26 protein-coding genes are annotated in these 25,233 nt (G+C 45.1%); all 26 read left to right on the plus strand.

Translation table 11 applies throughout. From position 1 onward, the window contains the following. Positions 1 to 189: 189 nt before the first annotated feature. The 26 genes from HJV72_RS14805 (at position 190) to HJV72_RS14930 (ending at position 25,225) form a co-directional block, all read left to right on the plus strand. Positions 190 to 789: a recombinase family protein gene (locus HJV72_RS14805; protein WP_208072044.1), complete on the plus strand. Its 600-nt coding sequence runs from the start codon at positions 190 to 192 to the stop codon at positions 787 to 789. A 266-nt stretch (positions 790 to 1,055) separates the two neighbouring features. Beyond that, the gene (locus HJV72_RS14810) at positions 1,056 to 1,790 is read left to right on the plus strand and encodes a CpsB/CapC family capsule biosynthesis tyrosine phosphatase (protein WP_208072046.1); all 735 of its coding nucleotides are present in this window, start codon (positions 1,056 to 1,058) and stop codon (positions 1,788 to 1,790) included. Then, a complete protein-coding gene (locus tag HJV72_RS14815) occupies positions 1,780 to 2,553 on the plus strand; it encodes a YveK family protein (RefSeq protein WP_208072048.1) in 774 nt (257 codons plus the stop codon). Before HJV72_RS14810 ends, HJV72_RS14815 begins: the two co-directional genes overlap by 11 nt. Before the next feature lie 16 nt (positions 2,554 to 2,569). Beyond that, positions 2,570 to 3,256, plus strand: a complete 687-nt coding sequence (locus tag HJV72_RS14820) for a CpsD/CapB family tyrosine-protein kinase (protein WP_208072050.1) — start codon at positions 2,570 to 2,572, stop codon at positions 3,254 to 3,256. Positions 3,257 to 3,269: 13 nt separating this feature from the next. Continuing rightward, complete coding sequence (locus HJV72_RS14825) at positions 3,270 to 3,965, plus strand: hypothetical protein (protein ID WP_208072052.1); 696 nt, start codon at positions 3,270 to 3,272, stop codon at positions 3,963 to 3,965. Positions 3,966 to 3,981: 16 nt separating this feature from the next. After that, entirely contained in the window at positions 3,982 to 5,418 is a 1,437-nt protein-coding gene (locus HJV72_RS14830; RefSeq protein ID WP_243765659.1) for an LCP family protein, read from the plus strand. 41 nt (positions 5,419 to 5,459) lie between these two features. Beyond that, a complete protein-coding gene (locus HJV72_RS14835) occupies positions 5,460 to 6,842 on the plus strand; it encodes an exopolysaccharide biosynthesis polyprenyl glycosylphosphotransferase (protein ID WP_208072054.1) in 1,383 nt (460 codons plus the stop codon). 24 nt (positions 6,843 to 6,866) lie between these two features. Beyond that, a complete protein-coding gene (locus HJV72_RS14840; protein ID WP_208072056.1) occupies positions 6,867 to 7,871 on the plus strand; it encodes a GHMP family kinase ATP-binding protein in 1,005 nt (334 codons plus the stop codon). 23 nt (positions 7,872 to 7,894) lie between these two features. Beyond that, positions 7,895 to 9,142: an HAD-IIIA family hydrolase gene (locus HJV72_RS14845; protein ID WP_208072058.1), complete on the plus strand. Its 1,248-nt coding sequence runs from the start codon at positions 7,895 to 7,897 to the stop codon at positions 9,140 to 9,142. A 13-nt stretch (positions 9,143 to 9,155) separates the two neighbouring features. Next, positions 9,156 to 9,809, plus strand: coding sequence for a D-sedoheptulose-7-phosphate isomerase (locus tag HJV72_RS14850; protein WP_208072060.1), 654 nt, complete (start codon positions 9,156 to 9,158; stop codon positions 9,807 to 9,809). A gap of 1 nt (position 9,810) precedes the next feature. Beyond that, the gene (locus HJV72_RS14855) at positions 9,811 to 10,791 is read left to right on the plus strand and encodes a GDP-mannose 4,6-dehydratase (RefSeq protein ID WP_208072062.1); all 981 of its coding nucleotides are present in this window, start codon (positions 9,811 to 9,813) and stop codon (positions 10,789 to 10,791) included. 7 nt (positions 10,792 to 10,798) lie between these two features. Next, positions 10,799 to 11,854 (plus strand): glycosyltransferase family 4 protein, encoded by a 1,056-nt coding sequence (locus HJV72_RS14860; RefSeq protein ID WP_208072064.1) that lies wholly within the window; start codon positions 10,799 to 10,801, stop codon positions 11,852 to 11,854. A gap of 9 nt (positions 11,855 to 11,863) precedes the next feature. After that, complete coding sequence (locus HJV72_RS14865; RefSeq protein WP_208072066.1) at positions 11,864 to 12,130, plus strand: acyltransferase; 267 nt, start codon at positions 11,864 to 11,866, stop codon at positions 12,128 to 12,130. A gap of 16 nt (positions 12,131 to 12,146) precedes the next feature. Further along, positions 12,147 to 13,220 (plus strand): EpsG family protein, encoded by a 1,074-nt coding sequence (locus HJV72_RS14870; protein WP_208072068.1) that lies wholly within the window; start codon positions 12,147 to 12,149, stop codon positions 13,218 to 13,220. 19 nt (positions 13,221 to 13,239) lie between these two features. Beyond that, positions 13,240 to 14,421 (plus strand): polysaccharide pyruvyl transferase family protein, encoded by a 1,182-nt coding sequence (locus HJV72_RS14875; protein WP_208072070.1) that lies wholly within the window; start codon positions 13,240 to 13,242, stop codon positions 14,419 to 14,421. After that, positions 14,418 to 15,824, plus strand: a complete 1,407-nt coding sequence (locus HJV72_RS14880; RefSeq protein ID WP_208072072.1) for a hypothetical protein — start codon at positions 14,418 to 14,420, stop codon at positions 15,822 to 15,824. Before HJV72_RS14875 ends, HJV72_RS14880 begins: the two co-directional genes overlap by 4 nt. Before the next feature lie 179 nt (positions 15,825 to 16,003). Then, positions 16,004 to 16,969: a beta-ketoacyl-ACP synthase III gene (locus HJV72_RS14885; RefSeq protein WP_208072074.1), complete on the plus strand. Its 966-nt coding sequence runs from the start codon at positions 16,004 to 16,006 to the stop codon at positions 16,967 to 16,969. Between the two features lie 52 nt (positions 16,970 to 17,021). Continuing rightward, complete coding sequence (locus HJV72_RS14890; protein WP_208072076.1) at positions 17,022 to 17,246, plus strand: acyl carrier protein; 225 nt, start codon at positions 17,022 to 17,024, stop codon at positions 17,244 to 17,246. Positions 17,247 to 17,274: 28 nt separating this feature from the next. Further along, complete coding sequence (fabK, locus tag HJV72_RS14895) at positions 17,275 to 18,213, plus strand: enoyl-[acyl-carrier-protein] reductase FabK (protein ID WP_117770676.1); 939 nt, start codon at positions 17,275 to 17,277, stop codon at positions 18,211 to 18,213. After that, a complete protein-coding gene (fabD, locus tag HJV72_RS14900; RefSeq protein ID WP_208072078.1) occupies positions 18,206 to 19,141 on the plus strand; it encodes an ACP S-malonyltransferase in 936 nt (311 codons plus the stop codon). Before fabK ends, fabD begins: the two co-directional genes overlap by 8 nt. A gap of 13 nt (positions 19,142 to 19,154) precedes the next feature. Beyond that, positions 19,155 to 19,892 carry a 3-oxoacyl-[acyl-carrier-protein] reductase gene (fabG, locus tag HJV72_RS14905; protein ID WP_208072080.1) on the plus strand — a complete coding sequence of 246 codons (738 nt, stop codon included), beginning with the start codon at positions 19,155 to 19,157 and terminating at the stop codon, positions 19,890 to 19,892. A gap of 32 nt (positions 19,893 to 19,924) precedes the next feature. Continuing rightward, positions 19,925 to 21,163, plus strand: coding sequence for a beta-ketoacyl-ACP synthase II (gene fabF / locus HJV72_RS14910; RefSeq protein ID WP_208072081.1), 1,239 nt, complete (start codon positions 19,925 to 19,927; stop codon positions 21,161 to 21,163). A 16-nt stretch (positions 21,164 to 21,179) separates the two neighbouring features. Next, complete coding sequence (accB, locus tag HJV72_RS14915) at positions 21,180 to 21,659, plus strand: acetyl-CoA carboxylase biotin carboxyl carrier protein (protein WP_208072083.1); 480 nt, start codon at positions 21,180 to 21,182, stop codon at positions 21,657 to 21,659. Between the two features lie 71 nt (positions 21,660 to 21,730). Further along, positions 21,731 to 22,159 carry a 3-hydroxyacyl-ACP dehydratase FabZ gene (gene fabZ / locus HJV72_RS14920; protein WP_208072085.1) on the plus strand — a complete coding sequence of 143 codons (429 nt, stop codon included), beginning with the start codon at positions 21,731 to 21,733 and terminating at the stop codon, positions 22,157 to 22,159. 9 nt (positions 22,160 to 22,168) lie between these two features. After that, positions 22,169 to 23,503 carry an acetyl-CoA carboxylase biotin carboxylase subunit gene (locus HJV72_RS14925; protein WP_208072087.1) on the plus strand — a complete coding sequence of 445 codons (1,335 nt, stop codon included), beginning with the start codon at positions 22,169 to 22,171 and terminating at the stop codon, positions 23,501 to 23,503. 12 nt (positions 23,504 to 23,515) lie between these two features. Beyond that, complete coding sequence (locus tag HJV72_RS14930) at positions 23,516 to 25,225, plus strand: acetyl-CoA carboxylase carboxyltransferase subunit alpha (protein ID WP_208072089.1); 1,710 nt, start codon at positions 23,516 to 23,518, stop codon at positions 25,223 to 25,225. Positions 25,226 to 25,233: the final 8 nt, after the last annotated feature.

The raw sequence follows: 25,233 nt of genomic DNA on the forward strand, positions 1-25,233 counted from the left end.
GATGCCATGCGCGAAGTGGGCGAGAAGATGGATGTCAGCCTAAGGGAGACAGGCATCGGCGGCGTGGCCGGAAGTCCAAGGGGACAAGAAGTTGGAAAAAATTTACAGTAGAAATTAGTGGATTAATGCTCCTAAAATAGAGAAATACATACAAATGGTTTCTCAATAGAATAAGGGAGGGTTATCCGCATGTCAAATACGTTTGGCTACATCAGAGTATCATCAAAAGATCAGAACGAAGCAAGGCAGCTGGCGGCTCTGGCGGAATATGAAATTCCCCGGAGCCGCCTTTTTATTGACAAGCAAAGTGGAAAGGACTTCGAAAGGCCTGCATACCGGAGGCTGCTGAAAAGGCTGAAAAGTGAAGATGTCCTGTTTGTAAAGAGCATAGACAGGCTGGGCAGAAACTACAATGAGATATTAGAACAGTGGCGGGTGCTGACAAAGCAGATTGGTGCAGATGTCGTTGTCATAGATATGCCTCTGCTTGACACGAGGACGAGGGGGGATGACCTTACGGGGACCTTTATTGCGGACCTTGTACTGCAGATACTCTCCTATGTGGCACAGACTGAGAGGGAAAATATCAGGCAGCGCCAGGCGGAGGGGATTGCAGCGGCGAAAGCAAGAGGAGTCAGGTTTGGAAGAGAAAAAAAGCCGCTTCCGGAAGGCTTTCGGGAAACGGTCGTGAAATGGAGAGAAAAGGAAATCACATGCCAGCAGGCACTCGAAAGGCTTGGGGTCAGCAGGAGCTATTTCTTCAACCAGATTAAGCAGCTTGATTTGTAGAATATTTTGCCAGCCAGATACCTTCTGTTTAAAAAATATGCAAAAGTACACCTTAAAGTACTTCGATAGAAGTGCTTTTTTTATGTAAAATTACTATATCTATTATACCTTTTTTCAGGCTAAAAGCAAGTATTTTTGTGTGTACTAAGGTGTACTAAGGTGTACTTTAGCATACTCTACAAGATGATGGACGGGAAAGGAGGCAGTTTTTTCTGCCATGACCATAGCGTACATCTTGTAGAAAGAAGTATTAGAAAGGAAGATTTATGGGCGGCTATATAGATATGCACTGCCATATACTGCCTGAGGTTGATGACGGGGCCAAAAGCATAGAAGAGATGGAGAAGATGCTTAAAATTGCTTATGACGAGGGCATCCGCTGTATGATTGCCACACCCCACTATCATCCAAGAAGAGGCAGAGAACACCCGGAGATACTGTTTGAAAGATTGAAGGCAGTAAGGAGAGCGGCGCACAGGATTGATGCACGGTTCCGTGTATATCTCGGGACAGAGATTTATTTTGGACAGGATATACCTGAAAAATTAAAGAAGGGAAGAGTGTTGAGTATGAACAAGAGGGATATCGTTCTCGTCGAATTCTCCCCTTCTGATACATACACATATATCCTGCAGGGAATCCAACAGCTTCAGATGAACGGGTACGAGGTTATCCTGGCTCATGTGGAAAGGTACCACTGTCTTGTCGAGAATGTAGTCTATGCAGAACATTTGTGGGAAATGGGTACGCTGATCCAGATTAATGCAGGAAGCATTACAGGAGATAGTGGAAGAAAGATAAGAAAATATGTGAAGGAACTTATGGACCGTAATCTGGTATTCTGTGTCGGTACGGACGCACATGGCGCCATACACCGGGCACCCAGAATGAAAAAAGCGGCAGATTATGTGGGAAAAAGGTATGGAGAAGACTATGTGAGGAGGATATTCTTCGGCAATGCCAAGGGAATGCTGAAGAGAAGGGTTGAAAATGAAATATAACAGTATTATAAATAAAGATTTTGAGAATGATGACGTCAATATAGACCTTACAGAATTGTTTCTGGCCGTGTGGAACAAGATACATCTTGTCATTCTGGCGGGAATATTTATGGCATTGCTTGCGTTTGTAGGAACAAAGGTATTTATTACACCGTTGTATTCATCTACGACTAAGATGTATGTCCTGACAAAGCAGGACAGCAGTGCAGGCGTAACTTACAGTGATATACAGACAGGGACACAGCTTACGAAAGATTATATGGAACTGGTGAAAAGCAGGCCGGTTCTGGAGCAGGTGATTGCGGTACTTAATCTGGATATGGAGATAGAAGAGCTGGAACGCCTGATTACTGTTGAAACGCCGACAGATACGAGGATACTGACCATTGTTGTCGAGAATCAGGATCCGAAGACGGCAAAAGAAATTGCAGATGCACTGAGAGAATCCGTCAGCATCCAGATTACAGAGATTATGGATGCAGATTCGGTCAATACATTTGAAGAGGGAAATCTTCCCAAAGAGCCATCGTCGCCGAGCCTTGCCAAAAATATGGCGATTGGTGGAATGCTGGGAATCCTTATTGCACTGGCAATTATTGTGCTTATTTTTGTATTGGATGATACGATTAAGACGCCCGATGATGTAGAGCACTATCTTGGCCTTAATGTCCTGACTTCCATTCCGATTCAGGAAGGGGTAAAAAAATCCAAGAAAGTAAAGGGCATGTCTGCCAAAAAATTTGTTAGAAAAATGAAACAGTAAGGAGGAAGGCTATATCATGCAGGAAATATATTTGAAGAATATGGGGAAGGACTACCGTAGTAATGAAGCGTATAAGACCCTTCGTACGAATGTAGAGTTTTCGGGCGCAGACAATAAAGTGATAGTATTTACAAGCTGCACACCTAATGAAGGGAAAAGTACAGTTTCACTATCTCTCGCTCAGTCCCTCGCAGAAGGAGGCAAGCGGGTACTCTTTATAGATGCGGATCTGCGAAAGTCGGTATTGATGGGAAGGCATAAGGTAAATGGAGACCTGAAAGGACTCAGCCATTTCCTGTCCGGGCAGTCTGAGGTAGATGATATCATCTACAAGACTCAGGAACCAGGCATGATGGTGATATTTTCCGGAGTTACCCCTCCAAACCCGGCTGAACTGCTCGGCTATAAGCGTTTCAGTTCTCTGATGGCCAGCGCGAGAAAGGTATACGATTACATAATCATTGATGCCCCACCATTGGGGAGCGTGATTGACAGTGCCATTGTAGCCACAGTCTGTGATGCGGCAGTGCTAGTTATAGCAGCGAATGCAATTAGCTACAAATTTGCACGTGTCGTGAAAGAACAGCTGGAGAAATCCAACTGTTCCATCCTCGGTGTCGTGTTAAATAAGGTGAATATGAAGCAGAATAAATATTACGGCAAGTATTATGGCAAATATTACGGAGAATATGGGAAAAAGTAGAGGATAACTTAAGATGAAGCAACAGTTATTGGTCTTGGTGCTGGCGGCGGGCTGTGTCGTGCTCGGTGCCGTATCGGTGATGCTGTCCATGCGTGAAGATAATAATCCGCCGGTGGTCAGTGTGGAAGAGATAGAGATAACCTATGCAGAAGGCGCGGACTATAGTAGTCTTCTGAAAGGGGTTTCGGCAAAAGACAGCCACGATGGCGATTTGACGGACAGGGTATTTGTTGACAGAGTCATACCGTTGGATAACGGAAAAGCAGTAGTATATTATGGCGTGCTGGACAGAGATAAGAACGTCGGTACTGCTGTCCGTAAGGTTGAGTATGTTCAGAATATTCCGACAGATACGCAGGATAAGAAAAACAGTGAGACATCTGACAGCCAGGATGATGAGAAAGATGATGCTGATGTGGATGCAGGTCCAGATGGTGAAGAAGAGGAGTTAAAACCGGATGGTATCAGGCCGGCAATCGCCTTGACTGCTGATAGTGCACAGATTAAAGCGGGAGATGTCTTTGATGCCACACGTTTTGTAAAAGACGTAGTAGATGACAAAGATGATAAAAATACGTTGTACCGGCATATTCATGCAGATGGTAATTATGATGTAAATACAGCGGGGACATATGAACTCAGAATCTACGTAAGCGACAGCGAAGGAAACACATCTGACGTTAAGACTTTTAGTTTGACCGTACAATAAGAAGTGGAGAATACATATGGAAAAGCATATCCAATCAAAGAAAAAGAAAGGCAGACACATGGCAGGCAAGTTCATTGCGCTAATCCAGCTTCTATTGTCAGTTGGGCTGATTGCTGTTGTCTGGAACAGTGGATTACTACCCGCAAAATATATTGTATCAATGGTTATATTGCTTCTTGTACTGTTCGGGTTCTGCTTTGGAGTACAGTGTGTAAAGAGCAAATTAAATATAGTGGGGATTGTCTTGAGTGCCCTTATCAGCATCTGTCTGGCAGGTGGTTTATTTTATACGATGCAGGCGGCCCAGATTATGAAAGATGTAGGGGGAGCTTCTTATAAGACCGATAACATGATTGTGGTAGTAAAAAAAGACGATCCGGCCGCGAATCTTTTGGCTGCAAAGAACTATCGTTTCGGCGTGCAGACGGCAGTGGACAAGGATAACAATCGGAAGATGGTTGAAGATGTGCAGAAAGTAATAGGAAGGGATATGAAGCTGGAAGAGTACGCAACCTTGCAGGAAGAAGCAGAAGCACTTCTGAAAGGCCGGATTGATGCTGCCATTTATAACGAGGCATTTAATGGAATCTTAGAGGACGCGATAGAGGATTATTCATCCGAGATAAGAATTTTATATCAATATGGAATAGACACTCCTATTGAACCAGAGGAAACGGATGTAGAGGAGCCGTTCAATATTTATATAAGTGGAATTGACGTCTCTGGCCCGATTACGACGAACAGCAGAAGCGATGTTAACATTATTATGACCGTTAACCCTAAGACAAAGAAGATTCTGCTGACAACAACGCCAAGAGATTATTTTGTACAGATTCCAGGGGTATCCGGTGAGCAGAGGGATAAGCTGACACATGCGGGAATATATGGGGTGGATGTATCCATGAATACGCTGGAACAATTATATGGAATTGACATCAGCTATTATGCAAGGGTTAACTTTACTTCGCTCATTACGATTGTGGATGCGCTCGGCGGCATAGATGTACATTCTGATTATGACTTTAAGGCAATGGGCTTCAGCTTCAAGAAGGGCATCAACCATTTGAACGGGGAAGAGTCGCTGGCATTTTCAAGGGAACGGTATAGCTTTGAATCTGGAGATAACCAGAGAGGGAAAAATCAGGAGGCTGTATTGACAGCCATCTTACAAAAAGCGATGTCCCCTGCTATCCTGACAAGCGCAAATGAAATATTAAGGAATATCAGTGATTGCGTGGAGACGAATATGACCCAGGACGAGATGTCGCGGTTGATTAATATGCAGATTTCAGATGGAACAGCTTGGACGATTGAATCCGCTGCTGCAGCAGGAAAAGGGGATAGCCAAGCGTGTTATTCATCAGGATTACAGCCGCTGTATGTCATGTGGCCGGATGAAAAGTCGGTTCAGCAGATTTCGGAGAAGATGAGGAACGTCAGAGAAGAGAAGTAACAGGATACAAAAGAGCAGCGGGGCGGAGAAGAGTGATGTGGATGAAAAAAGTACGTCAGGATAAGATTAAAATAATAAAGTTTATTTATAAGCTGGTTATATTGTTGTTTGCTTTTTTGCTGGCCATGATTATGTGGGATGTAAGTTACAGCCCATGGTGGGATGAAGGGTATGAGGGACGGATAAAATTATTATTCATAGCCGCACTGTATTCTGTCGTTTATCACGTGCTGGCTAAAATGTACCATGCTTATAGAATTGGTGAATACCGCCTGACAGATCTGGCGTATTTTCATTTATTGTGTTTTGGAATGGCAGATATGTTTCTTTATGTAGAAGCTACCATATACTATCACAAACCAGTTTTCATCATTCCTATCCTTAATATATTTATAATACAGCTGGCGGGTATGATGGTTGTTACATTTGGCTTCAACAGATGGATAATGAAGTACATGCTTCCTATTCGGACCATTATAATATATGGGAAGAACGACTACGAGCGGCTCGTGAAGAAGATTGAGGCATTAAAGAAAGTACATATATTGACAGGATGCTTTAGGCAAAATGAAGAAAAGCAAGAGATAGGAAAAGCCATCGATAACTGTGAAAAGATATATCTATATGAAGTAAGTGACAGATGCAAGAAATACTTTATAAACTATTGTGAAAATAAAAATGTCGAGTTATATATCACAAGGGATATAGAAGAGATTCTGGCATCGGAGTATGAAATATCCCACTCGCTGGATATTCCTTTTATGCGTAAACGGAGGGAGGCGGTACGATGGTATTATCCTGCCGCAAAACGGCTTGCAGATATCCTTCTAGCATTAAGTGGCCTGATTATCATGTCTCCTGTACTGCTTATTGTAGCGTTATGCATAAAGCTATATGACAAAGGCCCGGTATTTTATAAACAGACGAGGCTGACCGTAGGACACAAAACATTTAAGATATTTAAATTCCGCAGCATGGTTGTTGATGCTGAAAAAGAAGGGGCCCGGTTAGCGAGCAGAAATGACTCCAGGATAACACCTGTGGGAAAATTCATTCGGATGACAAGGATAGATGAATTTCCTCAGCTGCTCAATGTCATAAAAGGAGATATGTCAATCGTAGGACCAAGGCCTGAACGACCGGAAATCGAAGAGGAGTATCTGAAAGAGCTTCCTGAATTTGGCCTGAGGCTGAAGGTCAAAGCAGGTCTGACGGGCTATGCACAAGTATTTGGGAAGTATAATACAACACCATATGACAAGCTCAGGCTGGATCTGCTATATATCAATGAGCAGTCTGTACTGCTGGATTTAAAGCTGATTGTCTGGACAATAAAAATCCTGTTTATTCCTGAGAGCACCGAAGGAATAGAAGAAGGCAGCAGGACTGCCTCAGGTGCATCTCGGAGGGTGAAAAAATATTAATATGATACATAGGAGAATACTTAGATGATTACAACTAAGACACCATTCAGGATGTCATTTTTCGGCGGGGGCACAGACTTCCCGGAATTCTATCAGGAACATGGCGGTGCGGTGCTTTCTACAAGCTTTAATAAGTACTGCTATGTTAATGTCAGACATCTGCCCAGGTTTTTTGAATATACGTCAGAATTGGTATATTCAAAAATAGAAAGAGTAACTGACATTTCTCAAATTGAACATCCGGCAATACGGGAAGCCATGAAATATCTGGAGATGTATGAACTGCGTCTGACCTATGAAGGCGATCTGCCTGCACGTTCAGGACTGGGTACGAGCAGTTCCTTTTCAGTAGGCATGTTGAATGCCTTTTATGCTTTGAAAGGGAAAAGAGTATCTAAGAAGACATTAGCTGATGACGCTATTTATCTGGAAAGGACGCTGTGTGGTGAGGCAGGAGGAATCCAGGACCAGATTGCGGCATCGTATGGCGGGTTTAACCGGATAGATTTTGGAGCAGACGGCTATAAAGTTAGTCCTGTCATTCTGCAGCTGGAACGAAAAAAAGAGCTGAACAACAGGCTGATGCTGTTCTTTACCGGTTTTTCAAGGTTTTCGTCCGATATACAGAAAGAAACCCGGTTATCTATCAAAAAGAAGGAGAGCCGGCTGTTAGAAATGCTGAAGCTGGTAGATGTAGCGGAAGAAGTGCTGACAACAAAGACGGATTTGACGGAATTTGGAAGATTGCTTGACTATACTTGGAAATTGAAAAGAAACATATCTGAAAAAGTATCGACCGATGTCATCGATTTATGCTATGAAAAAGCAAAATCAGCAGGCGCGGTAGGTGGAAAGCTGCTGGGAGCAGGCGGTGGTGGATTCTTACTATTTTACGTGGAACCAGAATATCAGGATAATGTAAGACAAATGCTGAAGGATTTTCTATATATCCCTTTTACGTTTGAAGAAGATGGAACACGAGTAATCTATTACGCACCGGAAAGCTTTGATTTGGAGGGTGCCAGGTAATATCCGGGAAGAGAGGACAAGAGATGAAAACCGTTATTATGGCAGGCGGAATGGGAACGAGAATAGCGGCTGTGAATGCGCTGGTTCCGAAGCCGATGATAACTATATTGGGAAAGCCTATATTAGAATATCAGATTGAGTGTCTCGAGAAACAGGGTTATACAGATATCATTATTGTCATTGGTTACAAAGGAGAGCAGATACAGGCATATTTTAAAGACGGCACAGATTTTGGCGTGAAGATCGAGTACATAGTTGAACAGACACCTCTGGGTACTGCCGGAGCTTTGTATTTATTAAAAAATAGAATAGAAGAAGAGTTTCTGCTTATAAACGGAGACATAATTTTTGATATCGATATTGGAAGATTTGTAGAACATCACAGAAAAAAAGAAGGAAAAGCCACAATTTTCATTCATCCTAACGACCATCCTTTTGACAGCGGGATTATAAAAGCAGACACGGACGGACGCGTGTTTCAATGGCTCTGCAAAGAAGATGAGCGGAAATGGTACAAAAACAGAGTGAATGCCGGCTTGCATATATTATCCCCACAGATATTGTATGAGATGAGAGAGCTCAAAAAGATGGATATGGACAGAGATGTATTAAAACAACTGATTCCCCAGGGAATGCTGTATGCATATGACAGCCCTGAGTATGTGAAGGATATGGGAACTCCTGAGAGGCTGGCTGAAGTTGAAATGGATATCCTGTCAGGAAAAGTAAAGGGAAAAAATCTGAGGGAGAAACAAAGGGCCATATTTCTGGACAGAGACGGGACAATCAACGAATATGCAGGCTTTTTAAAACACATAGACGATTTTAAATTAATATCAGGGGTAGAAGCAGCAATACGGAGAATCAACAAGTCAGGCTATCTGGCGATAGTGGTTACAAACCAGCCTGTGGTTGCCAGGGGAGAAGCTACCATAGAGGAATTAGAAGAGATCCACAATAAGATGGAGACACTGTTAGGCAGAGGGGGGGCTTATATAGACGCACTTTATTACTGTCCCCATCATCCCGATAAGGGCTATGAAGGGGAGCGGGAGGAATATAAAGTAAAGTGCGAATGTAGAAAACCGAGCCCGGGCTTACTCCTGCGTGCTGCAGAAGATTATAACATCGATTTGAGCAGGTCGTGGATGATTGGAGACAGTGAAACAGACGTGGAAGCGGGGAAAGCGGCAGGATCCAAAACAGCAAAAATAGGAAAAGGTGAGGAATATACGGATTTACTTTGCTGCATTCAGGATATTCTGCAATGAAAGAGGATGAAGCATGAATAAGAGACAGCAACAGAGGATGGATTTTTTAATTGACCGATACCCCAAATTACATATTGTAAGACAGGAAATAGAAAAAGCATTTGAACTGCTGAAGAACTGTTATATTAGCGGAGGCAAGACACTGGTAGGAGGTAATGGGGGCAGTGCCGCAGACGCAGAACATATTGTGGGAGAACTGATGAAAGGGTTCGAGTCCAGGAGGTTGCTGACATTTGAAATGCGCGAAAAGTTATGCAATATCGATAATGATATGGGAAGTACGCTTGCAGACAGCCTGCAGGAAGCGTTGCCGACAATTGCGCTAGGGAACCACCTGTCACTGTGCAGCGCATTTGCCAATGATGTAGACGGAAACCTGGTATATGCGCAGCAGGTATGGGGATATGGGCAGACAGAAGATGTGCTGTGGGGGATATCGACATCCGGAAATGCAGTCAATATAAAATATGCAGTCATTGCCGCAAAGGCAAAAGGAATGAAAGTGATAGGTCTGACTGGAAAGGATGGTGGATATTTGGGCAGTGCTGCGGATGTGGCGATTAAAGTACCAGAGACTGAAACGTATCTGATACAAGAGCTTCATCTGCCTGTCTATCACAGTTTGTGTCTGATGTTGGAAGATGAGTTTTTTGAGAGGAGAATTTAAAATGGCAGTTTTGATTACGGGTGCAGGTGGAATGGTCGGATCACACATGGCAGAGATAATGGCCTGGGAAGGGATAGAGGTAATAGGAACCTATTATAAACCAACCGTAGATATGTGTGAAATCTCTGATGATATTAAAATGATAGAGTGTGATGTCCGCTATCCGAAAAACATTGAGAAAATTATTAAGCATTATATGCCGGACCAGATTTATCATCTGGCGGCACAGAGCTATCCGACAGTATCCTGGGACAAGCCTTATGAGACGATGGATATTAATATTGGTGGTACGATAGCAGTATTTGAGACTATAAAAGAGATCCGGAAAGACTGCCCTCATTATAACCCTGTAGTTATAGTGGCATGTTCCAGTGCAGAGTATGGGCAGACGCTGGAGGAGATGGATAATGAAAAGGTAAAAGAAAGTGTGCAGTTAAAGCCGCTGCATCCATATGGAGTAAGCAAGGTGGGGCAAGACCTGCTTGCTTACCAGTATTTTGCCAACGATGGCATCAGGACAATCAGGGCAAGAATTTTTAATACTACGGGAACGAGGAAGAGAAACGATGTCACATCTGATTTTACAAAAAGAGCCATAGAACAGTTGTATGTGAACTGTGAAAATCCAGTATTATCAGTCGGCAATATCAATACAGAGCGGGCAATAATGGATGTAAAAGATCTGATTGCGGCGCTAAGGGCTCTCGCAGAAAAAGGGAAGGCCGGGGAAGTATACAATATATCATCTGAAAAGGTCTATAAAATCAGTGACATCATACATATGATTGAGAATGAGCTGAAGATACAATTCCAACTTCATGTGGATAAAAAACTGCTGCGCCCGACAGACGAAAGGATTATCGTGGGTGATGTTGAAAAGCTCAAAAAAGATACCGGATGGGAGCAGCGGGTTAATCTTGAACAGACTGTAAAAGAAATGCTGGAATATTGGAAATGTAAGTACAAAAAGCAAGGAGCGTGAAGCGGAATTGAGAGTTGCTATCATAAGTTTTTCTGACAATATGGATCACCAGGAGATAATCTATTCCTTATACCGGGAGCTCACGGATAAATCTAACATATATACGATTGGCATCCAGAATCCTAAATATGAGGTTCAATTTGACAGTCATAATTTTTTTGTTGATGCACCGAAAAGACCGGGAATATGTAAGGGAACTTTCCGTGTCAGAGAATACTTGAAAATAGTTCGTATAATTAAGAAATTACATATAGATACCATTTATTTAGAATCGTTACATGTGTGGAATCTCCCACTTCTTGTATTCTTAAGGAAAGTGAAGAAATTCCATGTAATACACGATATTATCCCTCACGAAGGTGACAGGCAGGCAAAAATATTACGTATATTTAACAGACTTATAGGTATATTCGCTGATTATGTTGTCGTCCATAGCAGAAAATATATTGATTATCTTTCCCATGCATACAAGGTGAAGCGTTCAAACATAAGATTTATTGATATTTACAAAGATTTTGGAGAATATATACCTCTTAGGGAAACCGGGAAAGTTCTGTTTTTAGGACGCATTAATCTGTATAAGGGTGTTGAGTATATGGAAGAGATTATAAAAGGCTGTCCGCAGATATCATTTGATATTGTCGGAAGAGCTACAGAAGAGGCGGAAAAGTATTTGAGGGGAATGGATTCGTATCCGAACCTGAATCTGGTTCTTGATTATGTTTCCAATGAAGAATATTATTCGTATCTTAAAGATGCAGAAGTAATAATGCTTCCATATAAGACTGCAACGCAGTCTGGTGTCGTGATAGATGCATATAAGGCATCCAGATATGTTGTCGCTTTTGATGTTGGTGCCATGGGGGAACAGATTGAAGATGGCTTTTCTGGAGATTTGATAGAAAGTGGTAATATTGAAGAGTTCTGCCATGCATTAAATAATTATTTTGAATTGCCGTTTGAAGAGAGAGAAAAGAAGTCGCTGGCAGCATGGAACTATGGAATGGAAAAGTTTTCTGTCCAGAGTAATGTACAAACATGGACGAAGCTTATGAATGGATAGGATATTGAAATGGACAAGTATAAAAGAATATATCATTATATAAAGATGTTTCTTTTGAGAGATGAATATAAAAGAGCGATTGGGGATAATGTTATTATAGCTGCGGGCAGCCTTGTCACAGGGAATATACCTGACGGGTCTGTAGTCGGCGGAGTACCGGCCAAGGTTATTGGAGGTTACGACAGCTATAGAGAAAAGATTGTCGATTATACAGATGGTGTTCCGTGGAAAGGCGATAAAAAAACCAAAGACTGCGAAAGAGTGGTTTTGGATTAAGTATCGAGGTTAAGAGATGACGATATATTTAGCGAGCTTTATTGCGATTTCGCTTCTGGCAATAAATGGGTGTAACCGAAGACAGTATAAGATAGCAGGGCTTGATATATCCTTTTGGCTTGCAATAATATTGCTTGCCTTAATTGCAGTTTTGAGAGGGATAACGGTAGGAGCTGATACGAAGAACTACTATGCGTATTATGAAAATATAGCACAACTGCATACGTGGAAGGATTTGAGTTATTATGCAGACAGATATCTGATTGAAACAGGTTATATGATATATAACAAACTGCTTGGATTTTTCTTTGAGTCGGGGCAGACAATTACGGTATGTAACAGTATCTTATTATTTGCCGCATTGGCTATCATGGTAAAGAAATATTCTGTAAAACCTGTTCTCAGCCTTTTTTTGTATATTTCCCTCGGGATTTATCAGACGGCTCTGAATATGATGCCAAGCAGTATCGCGTGCCTGATTGTGCTAGGCAGCTACTGCTTTATAATGGAAAGAAAGATATGGAAGTATCTGGCGATGATTGTACTGGCCATGCAGATGCATCAAAGCGTATTTATATTTGGCATCCTATATTTTCTTCCTAAGATAAGGCTGACCAGATTCCGGGCAGCCGTGTTATTTGGTGCAGGCGGTGTTCTGCTTATGCTTTATGACAGACTGCTCCCGGTAATAAGTCTGTTTGTGCCGGAAGTTTATCGTAGATACCTTGCGACATCACAGATTACGAATGGAGCCGTGTTTATTTTCCATGTACTTATATTTATTTTTATACTGGTAGTAACGGATTTTAAAAAAACAGACAGTACTTTTAATTTATACTTGTGGACCTTTATTCTGGAATTAGAGTTTTACTGGCTGTCTTTTCGGCTGGAGATATTTTCCAGAGTGTCGTTTCTGTTTAGTCCGGTGCTTATACTGTTCGTGCCATATGTAACAGAAAACATGAGGTTTATAAAGAATAAAACGCTGATGAACGGAATATTTTACTCGCTCATCGGGCTTCAGTATGTTTTAAGATTAAATATAAATAACATAGGGGATACGATGCCATATATGTTCTTTTGGCAATAGGGATAAAAGGTGAATTACTATGGAAAAGTGTGGAATTATAACATTATATCATAAAAATTATAATTATGGAGGGATACTGCAGGCCTATGCCATGGTTAAAGTAATGGAAAAGCTGGGATATGATACGGAAGTAATTGATTATTGCCAAAACTATAAAGATTTGGTTATCCACAAGATAAAAAAATTGCAGATGTCGGAAATAATCAGCATTTTAAAGAGAAAAGCAGGTTTGAAAGCGATTCGTTTAACTATCCCTCACATCAGAGTTGGAATAAGAAACAGAGTCGAAAACTTTGAAAAATTTATGGAGAAGATACCGCATAGCGCCTCATACGATGAAAGCAGCATCAAAGAATGTAGAGATAATTACAACATTATAGTTGCCGGAAGCGACCAGATATGGAATCCATGCTCCTGGAACGACATCTACTTTTTAAAATTTGCAGGGAAAAAAACAAAGAAGATATCCTATGCTGCTTCTATGGGGGTAGAACTGCTGACGGACAAGGAGGCGGAATATCTGCAGTATGCGCTTGAAGGACTGGATGAGATATCTGTAAGAGAATATGAAGCGAAAAAGATTATTGAACAAAATTGCAGCAGACAGTGTGTAGTATCTCTTGACCCGACGCTGCTTTTAAGCGGTGATGAGTGGAAAAAAGTTGGAAGTGGATCTGATGAAAGAAAGTATGAGAGGTACGCTTTTGTATACCTTATTGGCGTGGATAAGAAGCAGAGAAAGGCAATCAGGGATTACTGTGATAAAGAGAGGATAAAAATCCTGTCCATTCCCCATGCACAGGGCCATTATAAGAAAGAAGATGAACACTTTGCGCATATTAAGATATATGAGGCAGGTCCTCAGGAATGGTTATCTCTGATTAGTAATGCAGACATCGTTTTTACGGACAGCTTTCACGGTCTGTGCTTTTCTCTTCTTTTCCACAAGAAGTTCGTTGTTCTTGACAGGACTGATACATCAGGGAAAAAGACGGTGAACAATAACCGTCAGAAAGGCCTTTTGAAAAAGACCGGGCTTTCTGAACACAAGACAGACGCATGTGTAGAAAACTTCCAGCAGGTTTTAACGAGAGAGATTGACTGGAAATATATTGATGAGCAATTAAGAATACAACGAGAATATTCCTTGCAGTATCTGCGAGAGAATACCCGGAGAGAACAGCGAAGGAAGTACAATTGAAGATAAAATATAGTAAATTTATAACCAATCTTTCATATAGTGTCGGGGCTAACGTCATATCTGTTATACTCGGGATGGCGGCAATGCTGATTATTCCAAAGTTTATCGGCGTAGATGCCTATGGGTACTATCAATTATACATATTTTATGTCACTTACAGTTCCATTGCAGCATTAGGATGGCCGGAAGGGACCTATCTGGAAATTGGGGGTATGTCATATCATGATATTGATAAAAAGAGCCTCTCAGCGCAATACCGTCTGCTTTCTGTATTTATGACAATCGTCTTTTCAGTATTATTTGTAGTAGTCCTTATATGTCCTATGACACCGGAGAAGAAAATAGTCTTTTCATTCTCTTGCTTTGCAGGTGCTGTCGTTAATATCTGGAGATATCTGCAGTTTATTATTCAGGCGACAAACAGAATAAAAGAATACAGTTTGACAATCGTAATATGGAGAGGGGTTTCGGTTGGTCTCAGTATTATAGCAGTGCTATGTGGCTTGAAAAGCTATCTTCTGCTCATCCTGCTGGATACAGTGGGAAGAGTATTGTCACTTGTCTATGTCATTTTCTGTTGTAAGGATATTACGTCACGGGGAAGAGCGGATGTAAAGTTGGCGGCAGCAGAGGGGAAAAAAGCAATACAGAGCGGTTATAAGCTTTTATTTGCTACCTTAGCGGGGACGATAATTATAGGTATTACGAGATGGTGTATAGAGAACCACTGGAGTATTACGACTTTTGCTGAGGTTACCCTTACTATCAGCATCGCCAATGTATTCCTGCAGTGCATCAATGCGGTTGCTGTCACGCTGTTCCCAGCACTGCGCAGGGCAGACAGGAAGGAGCTGTCAAGGCTGTACCCAATTATCAACTGTGTTGTCGTGATAGGCTTGTTCGGTTGTATGATATTTTATTATCCTATGACCAAACTCCTTATATGGTGGCTGCCGCAATATGAAGCCAGCATTAGCTATGCTGCATTTTTGCTTCCAATTTGCGTGTATGAATGCAAGAGTTCTGTCCTTGTATCTACTTTTCTGAAGACGTTGAGGGAAGAAAAGATACTATTTAGAATAAACATCGTATCTGTTGCACTGGCAGTTGTATTGTCATTTTTTACTATATATATTATGGACAGCCTGATAGGAGCAATGCTTGCCATTTTAATCGTACTGGCATACAGATGCAGTGTGGGTGAGATTAAGATATGTAAGATTATGAAAAGGAGCTGTGCAAAAACTATTGTAGCAGAAACTGTTATGGTTATAGCTTTTATATTGTGTGGAAGTTTGTTAGAGTGGGCCGGAACAGTATTATTCGCAGGTATGTTTATAGTTTACTTGTTTATATTTAAGGGAGATGTTAAGGAAATTCAAAGATTAATTATTCACAGATAGACATAGCAGCAATACGGAATGTCTGTTTGTGTCGTATTATTTTGATGCTCAAACTACTTGACAAACTTATTTTTTAGATATATACTTTGAAAGTCAAAATAATTGAAACACAAAACAATAAAACGGAAAGCATCAATCCAGACATAACCGTCTGAAATGTATAGCAAGAGGACAATCATATGGCAGCAGTAATACACGGAACGGGTTCTTTTACCCCATCCTATACAATGGACAATAATGACCTGGCAAAAATTGTAGAGACGAGCGACGAGTGGATCCGTGAGCGGACAGGAGTCATTCGCCGGCATATCATACAGGAAGAAACGACCGTTACCATGGCTGCAGAGGCAGCAAGGCGCGCTCTTGAGGACAGAGGGACCCGACCGGAGGATATCGATTTGATACTTGTGGCAACGATTTCTTCTGATGTCATCCTTCCCTGTGCTGCCTGCTGTGTACAAAAGGCTATTGGAGCAGTCAATGCGACCTGTTTTGACCTGGGCGGCGCGGCCTGCTCAGGGTTTGTCTTTGCTTATAATACTGCTATGGCATACATAGCGAGCGGTATGTACAACTGTGCTCTTGTGATTGGCAGTGAGAGCCTGTCCACCCTTACAAACTGGCAGGACCGCGGGACATGTATCCTGTTTGGCGACGGTGCGGGAGCGGCGGTGCTGAAAGCTGCGAACGGACGTATGTACCAGACCGTGACACATTCTGACGGACGGAAAGGTGATGCATTAACATGCAAGAGCCGTTACGTAAAGGACTGGAAGAGTCTGCCTGAGGAAGAGACGTATATGCAGATGGACGGGCAGGCGGTGTTCAAATTTGCAGCACGGCGCGTTCCGGAAGTGATTCGTGAGGTATTGGATATAAATGAACTGGCCACGCAGGATATTGACTATTATGTCCTCCATCAGGCGAATAAGCGGATTGTAGAAGCAGTTGCAAAAAGGCTCGGAGAAGATATGGAAAAATTTCCTATGAATCTTCAGGAATACGGTAACACGTCATCTGCAAGCATTCCAATATTATTGGATGAAATGAGCAGAGACGGACGGTTGAAAAAAGGACAACGGATTATTATCGCAGGATTCGGCGCAGGCCTTTCCTGGGGAGCAAGCGTCCTTGAATGGCAGTAAGTTACGCCTACTGGCGAAACTATATAAAAAATGTATATAAAGGAGATCGACGATGTTAGAAAAGATTAAATCAATGGTAGCAGACAACTTAGGAGTAGAGGAGAGCACGATTACAGAGGCTTCTTCCTTCAAAGATGACCTGGGCGCAGACTCTCTTGACTTATTTGAGCTGGTGATGGCGCTGGAAGAAGAGTTCGGTGTGGAGATTCCGACGGAAGATCTGGAGCAGATTGCAACAGTAGGCGATGTTATCAAATACGTAGAAGCACACAAATAAACAGAACGAATAAAGCGAGGTTGGCAGTATGAAGACAGAAGTAACCAGATTATTGGGAATTGAATATCCGATCATCCAGGGAGGCATGGCCTGGGTCGCCGAATATCATCTGGCAGCAGGAGTATCCGAGGCCGGCGGACTTGGACTTATCGGTGCGGCAAGTGCTCCGGCAGACTGGGTGAGAGACCAGGTCAGAGAGGCTAAAAAGCTGACAGATAAGCCGTTCGGAGTGAATATCATGCTCATGAGCCCATATGCGGATGAAGTGGCTAAGGTAATCGTAGAAGAAGGCGTGAAAGTTGTCACGACCGGAGCCGGAAATCCTGAAAAATACATGAAAATGTGGAAAGAGGCAGGAGTGAAGGTGATTCCTGTGGTTGCTTCTGTAGCCCTTGCAAAACGTATGGAACGCTGCGGAGCAGATGCCGTCGTAGCAGAAGGATGCGAAGCAGGCGGGCACATCGGCGAAAATACGACGATGGTGCTTGTGCCGCAGATTGTGGATGCGGTACATATCCCTGTCATCGCCGCGGGAGGTATCGCGGACGGCAGAGGCGCGGCCGCGGCATTTATGCTCGGTGCACAGGGGATACAGATGGGGACACATTTTGTAGTGACAGATGAGTCCATCGTACATGACAATTACAAAGAGAGAATCATCAAGGCGAAGGATATCGATTCCAGAGTGACAGGCAGAACGACCGGACATCCGGTGCGGGCCCTTCGCAACGAGATGACAAAGAAATATATCGAACTGGAAAATAACGGAGCAAGTTTTGAGGAACTGGAGTACCTTACGCTTGGCGGCCTGAGGAAAGCGGTTGTGGACGGCGATGTGAAGAACGGAAGCGTCATGGCAGGACAGATTGCAGGAATGGTAAAAGAAAGAATGTCCTGTAAGGAGCTGATTCAGAAGCTGGTGAGCGAGACGGACGCGCTGGTAAAGGGAGCGAAAGTGTATGAGTAAGATTGCATATATCTATCCGGGACAGGGTTCCCAGAAAGCAGGGATGGGCGCAGATTTCTATGAGAACAGCCCCATCGCCCGAGACATATACGATAAAGCCTCCGAGGCACTCGGACTGGACATGAAAGCACTGTGCTTTAAGGAAAATGAAAAACTTGATCTGACAGAATATACACAGGCGGCGCTCGTGACGACGTGCCTTGCCATAACGGAGACTTTGAAAGATGTGGCAAAGGGGGGCCTGACCCCAACTGTCACCGCAGGCTTAAGCCTCGGTGAGTATTGCGCCATCGCAGCTGCGGGAGGGATGGATGTTATGGACGCTATCCGTCTTGTGCGTAAGCGCGGCATACTGATGCAGAATACCGTGCCTGCGGGAGAGGGAGCCATGGCGGCTATCCTCGGTATGGCAGGGGAAGCCATTGAGCAGGTGATGGAAGATATGCCCGGGGTTACGATTGCCAATTATAACTGTCCGGGTCAGATTGTCATTACCGGAGAGGCAAGAGCGGTAGAAGAGGCTTGTGACGCACTGAAAGCTGCAGGGGCAAAAAGGGCGGTCGCGCTTAATGTAAGCGGCCCGTTCCATTCGCCGATGCTGAAGGATGCAGGCAGCAGGCTTGCGGCAGAGCTTAAAAAGGTTGAGCTTCATGAGCTGACGGTACCGTATGTGACGAACGTAACCGCTAAAAAGGTGGCGGACATCGCACAGACAAAAGCACTGCTTGCGGAACAGGTAAGCATGCCGGTGCGCTGGCAGCAGAGCGTGGAGACGATGATAGCTGACGGGGTGGATACATTTATAGAAATCGGGCCGGGCAGGACGCTGGCCGGATTCATGAAGAAGATCAACCGGGCTGTAACGGTATATAACATTGCAGAATGGGCTGACATGGAGACGGTAATCAGCGCTTGCAGATTGATTTAGAAGGAGGCACGGCATGGAAGGAAAAGTAGCACTGGTCACAGGAGGAGCGCGTGGCATAGGAAGGGCGATTGCCCTGGAGCTTGCCAAGGGAGGCGCCATAGTGGTAATTAACTATAACGGCTCCCAGGATAAGGCCATGGATTTGAAGCAGGAGATAGAGAGCAGAGGCGGAAGGGCAGAGATATATCAGTGTAATATTTCTGACTTTGCCAAATGCGAAGAGCTGGTTCAAGGTATCGTGAAGCAGTTTGGAAGCCTGGATATTCTCGTCAATAATGCAGGCATTACAAAGGACGGACTGTTGATGAAGATGTCCGAAGAAGACTTCGACAAAGTGATCGATGTCAATTTAAAAGGAGCATTCAATACGATTCGTTTCGCTTCCCGCCAGATGCTGAAGCAGAAGAGCGGGAGAATCATCAACCTGTCCTCTGTCGTAGGCGTTGCCGGCAATGCAGGCCAGGCAAACTATGCATCGTCTAAAGCTGGCATCATCGGGCTTACGAAGGCGGCGGCAAAGGAGCTGGCGTCCCGTGGTATTACGGTGAACGCGATTGCGCCCGGCTTTATCGAGACAGACATGACAGATGCCCTGCCGGAGAAGGTAAAAGAGTCGACGGTATCACAGATACCGCTCGCAAGGTTCGGAAGGCCGGAAGATGTGGCGAAGCTGGCCGCATTTCTTGCATCAGAGGCGTCTGGATATATTACGGGACAGGTAATCCACGTGGACGGCGGCATGGTAATGTAGCATAAGTGCAGATGACAGAGGGAGACAGCAATATGAAGAAAAGAGTTGTGGTTACAGGAATGGGAGCAGTGACTCCGATAGGAAATTCCGTAGAAGAGTTCTGGTCCGGCATCAAAGAGTCAAAGGTCGGTATCGGAGAGATAACGAAGTTTGATACAACAGAATATAAAGTAAAGCTTGCGGCGGAGGTAAAGGATTTCTCGGCAAAAGACTATATGGATTTCAAAGCCGCAAAACGGATGGAGTTATTTTCCCAGTATGCAGTAGCTGCGGCTCTGGAAGCATATAAGGATTCAGGGCTTGATATAGGGAAGGAAGATGCCTACCGTGCGGGAGTCATCGTAGGTTCTGGCATCGGCAGCCTCCAACGTGTGGAGCAGGAACATACGAAGATCAAGGAAAAGGGGCCGGGCCGGGTGAATCCGCTCATGGTACCTCTTATGATTTCCAATATGGCAGCCGGTAACATTTCCATACAGCTCGGATTCAAAGGGAAATGTACCAATGTGGTGACTGCCTGCGCATCGGGCACCAACTGTATCGGGGACGCCTATCGGGCCATCCAGTACGGCGATGCCGACGTAATGATTGCAGGGGGGACGGAGAGCTGTATCTGTCCGACAGGTGTGGCGGGCTTTACGAGCCTGACCGCGCTCTCTACATCCACTGACCCGAAGCGTGCTTCTATTCCATTTGACAGAGACAGGGATGGATTTGTCCTCGGCGAGGGTGCCGGTGTTGTCATGCTGGAAGAACTGGAGCATGCCAAGAAACGAGGCGCCAGAATATATGCGGAAGTAGCAGGCTATGGTTCCACCGGGGATGCATACCACATCACGTCGCCGGCAGAGGACGGAGGGGGGGCTGCAAAGGCAATGACTCTGGCAATAGAGGAGGGCAATATCAGACCGTCACAGGTAGATTATATCAATGCACACGGAACGAGCACCCATCACAATGACCTGTTCGAGACACGGGCTATCAAGCTGGCGCTGGGCGATGCGGCGAAAGACGTCGTCATCAACTCCACCAAATCTATGATCGGCCATCTCCTCGGAGCAGCTGGCGGTGTGGAGTTCATCACCTGCGTGAAGTCCATACAGGACGGATTCATCCATCAGACGGCCGGTACGGAGACCGTGGATGAAGCGTGCGATTTAAATTACGCGGTCGGAGCGCCGATTGAGAAGGATATCACATACGTGCTTACCAATTCCCTCGGATTCGGCGGGCATAATGCAACCTTATTAGTTAAGAAATTCGAAGGTTAGAAAGGACTTTAATAGTATGGAATTTGAAAATCTGCTATCACTTATAGAAGCCGTATCAGAGTCAGAACTGACCGGATTAAAATACGAAGAGAACGGAGTTAAGCTTCATCTCACAAAGAAACAAGATAACGTACACGTCGTGGCTGCCGGGCAGGCTGCTATGACCGAAGCGCCGTCGGCGGGCACACCGGCAGTTCCGGTCCAGAGCACCGCGGCACAAAAGGAAGAGCCAGAGGCAGCCGGCCAGTCAGCTCAGCCCAACGGAAAGATTGTAGAATCCCCCCTCGTAGGGACATTCTACACAGCACCGTCTGAAGAAGCGGAAGCCTTCGTATCTGTCGGCGATACAGTAAAAAAAGGCCAGACACTTGCAATTGTAGAGGCGATGAAACTGATGAACGAGATTGAGAGTGACTATGACGGCACAATCGCTGAAATCTTTGTGGAAAACGGCCAGGCAGTAGAATACGGCCAGCCGTTGTTCTGCATCCGTTAAAAAAGGTACAGGGTAAAGTTCAATTTGGGACGTAACCCTTTTGAAAAAGATCACGTCCCCAAGGAGGAAATATGAATCATTTAGACATCAGTCAGATCAAGGAAATTATCCCTCACCGTCACCCGTTTATTCTGGTTGACTATATCGAGGATTACGAGCCGGGAGAGTATGCAATCGGCTATAAATGCGTCACATACAGGGAGGACTTCTTTGCAGGCCACTTCCCGCAGGAGCCGGTGATGCCGGGCGTTCTTACCGTAGAAGCTCTCGCGCAGGTGGGAGCAGTGGCAATCCTGAGCAAGGAGGCCAACAAGGGCAAGATTGCTTATTTCGGCGGGATTAACAAATGCAAGTTCAAAGGCAAGATCATACCGGGAGACAAGGTACGTCTGGAGACGAAGATCATCAGGCAGAAGGGTCCTGTCGGCGTGGGAGAAGCTGTGGCATCCGTAGACGGCAAGACCGTCGTTAGCGCGGAACTGACATTTATGATTGGATAGGTGAGTTACATGATTAAGAAGATATTGATTGCCAACCGCGGGGAGATTGCGGTGCGTATCATCCGTGCATGCCGGGAGATGGGAATTGAGACAGTGGCTGTATATTCTAAAGCAGACAAAGATGCCCTCCATACACAGCTGGCCGATGAGGCCGTATGCATCGGACCTGCTCCGTCAAGCGAAAGCTATCTGAGCATGGACCGGATTATCAGTGCGACGATTATTACCGGGGCGGACGCCATCCATCCGGGATTCGGATTTCTGTCCGAGAACAGTAAGTTTGCAGAGCTGTGTGAGCAGTGCAACATTACGTTTATAGGACCGGGATCCGGCGTAATCGCCAGACTCGGGAACAAGCAGGAAGCGAGAAATACTATGACTGCGGCAGGCGTACCGGTCATACCGGGAAGTACGGAACCTATATATGATGCGGAAGCAGGTGCCGTCATCGCAGCCCAGATAGGATACCCGGTTATCGTGAAGGCCGCCCTCGGCGGAGGCGGCAAAGGGATGCGGGTGGCAGAGACGCCGGAGGAATTCTCCCAGGCATTTCAGACTGCCCAGAAAGAGACGCAGATGGCGTTTGGCGATAATACGATGTATATCGAGCACTTTGTACAGCAGCCAAGACATATCGAGTTCCAGATATTAGCGGACAGCCAGGGACATGTGATACACCTCGGAGAGCGTGACTGCTCTATCCAGAGGAACCACCAGAAGATGATAGAGGAATCCCCTTCCGTAGCGCTGGATGAAAATCTCAGGAAGAAGATGGGGGACGCGGCGGTCAGGGCAGCGAAAGCGGCAGGATATGTCAACGCCGGAACGATAGAATTTCTGCTGGAGAAAAGTGGAAACTTTTATTTTATGGAAATGAATACCCGGATCCAGGTAGAACATCCTGTGACGGAATGGGTTACCGGCATCGATTTGATCAAAGAGCAGATACGTATTGCGTCCGGCAGGCCTCTCTCCTATACTCAGGATGAGATACAGCTTTCGGGCCATGCAATCGAGTGCAGGATCAACGCAGAGAACCCTGCAAAAGGGTTCCGCCCGTCCCCGGGTACGATTACAGACATGTATCTTCCCGGAGGCAAAGGAATCCGTATAGATTCAGCCATCTACAGCGGATACACGATACCGCCTTTTTACGATTCCATGGTGGCAAAGCTCATCGTATGGGCTAAGAACCGCAAGGAAGCGATACGGAAGATGCAGAGCGCCCTCGGAGAAGTGATTATCGAAGGTATCGATACAAATGTAGACTACCAGTATGAGATATTAGGCCATCCAGATTACCAGGAAGGCAACATTGACATTGAATTTATCGAGAAAATGTAAAGGTGAGCTCCTATGAAATTAGAAAATATGTTCAAGAAGACAAGGCTTTCTTCCAGCCGGAAGAATTACATCTCGCTTAAGGAAGCCAAGCCGGAAGTGCCCCAGGGACTTTTGAGAAAATGCAATCGATGCGGCCAGGCTATCATTACGGAAGATGTAAAAGCAGGTGGCTATATCTGTCCAAAGTGCGGAGGCTATTTCCGGGTACATGCATACCGCAGGATAGAGATGGTAGCCGATGAAGGAACATTTGAAGAATGGGACAGAGGACTTACGACAAGAAACCCTTTGGACTATAAAGGGTATGAAGAGAAACTGGAAGCTCTGCAGGAGAAGACTGGGCTTGAAGAGGCGGTCATTACGGGCAGAGCCCGCATAGACGGCACGGATGCCGTAATCGGGGTATGTGACGGACGCTTTCTCATGGCCAGTATGGGAGAGGTTGTCGGAGAGAAGATAGCAAGGGCAGTGGAGCGGGCAACGAAGGAAAAGCTTCCAGTCATTATATTTGCCTGTTCCGGCGGCGCCAGGATGCAGGAAGGCATCACTTCCCTCATGCAGATGGCTAAGACGTCCGCCGCACTGAAGCGGCACAGCGATGCCGGGCAGCTGTATATCAGCGTGCTGACAGATCCGACGACCGGAGGGGTGACAGCCAGCTTTGCCATGCTGGGAGACGTCATCCTGGCAGAACCGGGTGCTCTCATCGGATTTGCAGGGCCGAGGGTTATCGAGCAGACGATTGGCCAGAAGCTGCCGAAAGGGTTCCAGCGTTCCGAGTTTCTGCTTGCACATGGATTCATAGATGGAATTATAGAGCGGCCTGAGCTCAAAGGCACGCTTTCCCGTATCCTGAAGCTCCACACGGGCCGTGAGGAGACAAAAGCCGGTACGGCAGCCATGCCGGAAAGTGATAATATAACAGATCAATATAACAAAGTGGCATCCGCATGGGACCGGGTGGAATTATCGAGGATGAAAGACCGTCCGGTGGGAGAAGATTACATCCGGGCTATGTTTACAGATTTTATAGAATTCCACGGAGACCGGTGCTTTGCAGATGACAAAGCGATAATCGGGGGAGTGGGAAGGTTTGAAGGATGTCCCGTTACGGTTATTGCCCAGGCGAAGGGTACGAATACGAAGGAAAATATTGAACGTAATTTTGGCATGCCGTCACCGGACGGATATCGGAAAGCACTTCGCCTCATGAAACAGGCGGAGAAGTTCCGCCGTCCTGTCATCTGCTTCGTGGATACGCCAGGCGCATTCTGCGGGCTGGAGGCAGAAGAACGGGGACAGGGTGAGGCGATTGCCAGAAGCATATATGAGATGTCTGCGCTCAAGGTGCCTGTACTATCTGTCATCATCGGTGAGGGCGGAAGCGGCGGAGCTCTTGCGATGGCGACGTCAGATGAAGTATGGATGCTGGAGAACTCGGTGTATTCTATCTTGTCGCCTGAGGGATTTGCCAGTATTCTGTGGAAGGACAGCACGCGGGCAAAAGAGGCTGCAGAGGTGATGAAGCTTACGGCCCAAGACCTGCTTGAGGCGGGAATCGTCGAGCGCATCGTAAAAGAACCGGTACACTATACGATACAGAACCTGAGAGAGGTTACGTCTAAGCTTAAGAAATATATGGAGGGATTTCTCGGAATTTACGGGCAGATGTCGGAGGAAGAGCTGACAGAGCACAGATATATGCGGTTCCGGAGAATGTAGGAGATGTC

It is taken from the genome of Extibacter sp. GGCC_0201, assembly GCF_017566055.1.
Classification (GTDB): domain Bacteria; phylum Bacillota; class Clostridia; order Lachnospirales; family Lachnospiraceae; genus Extibacter.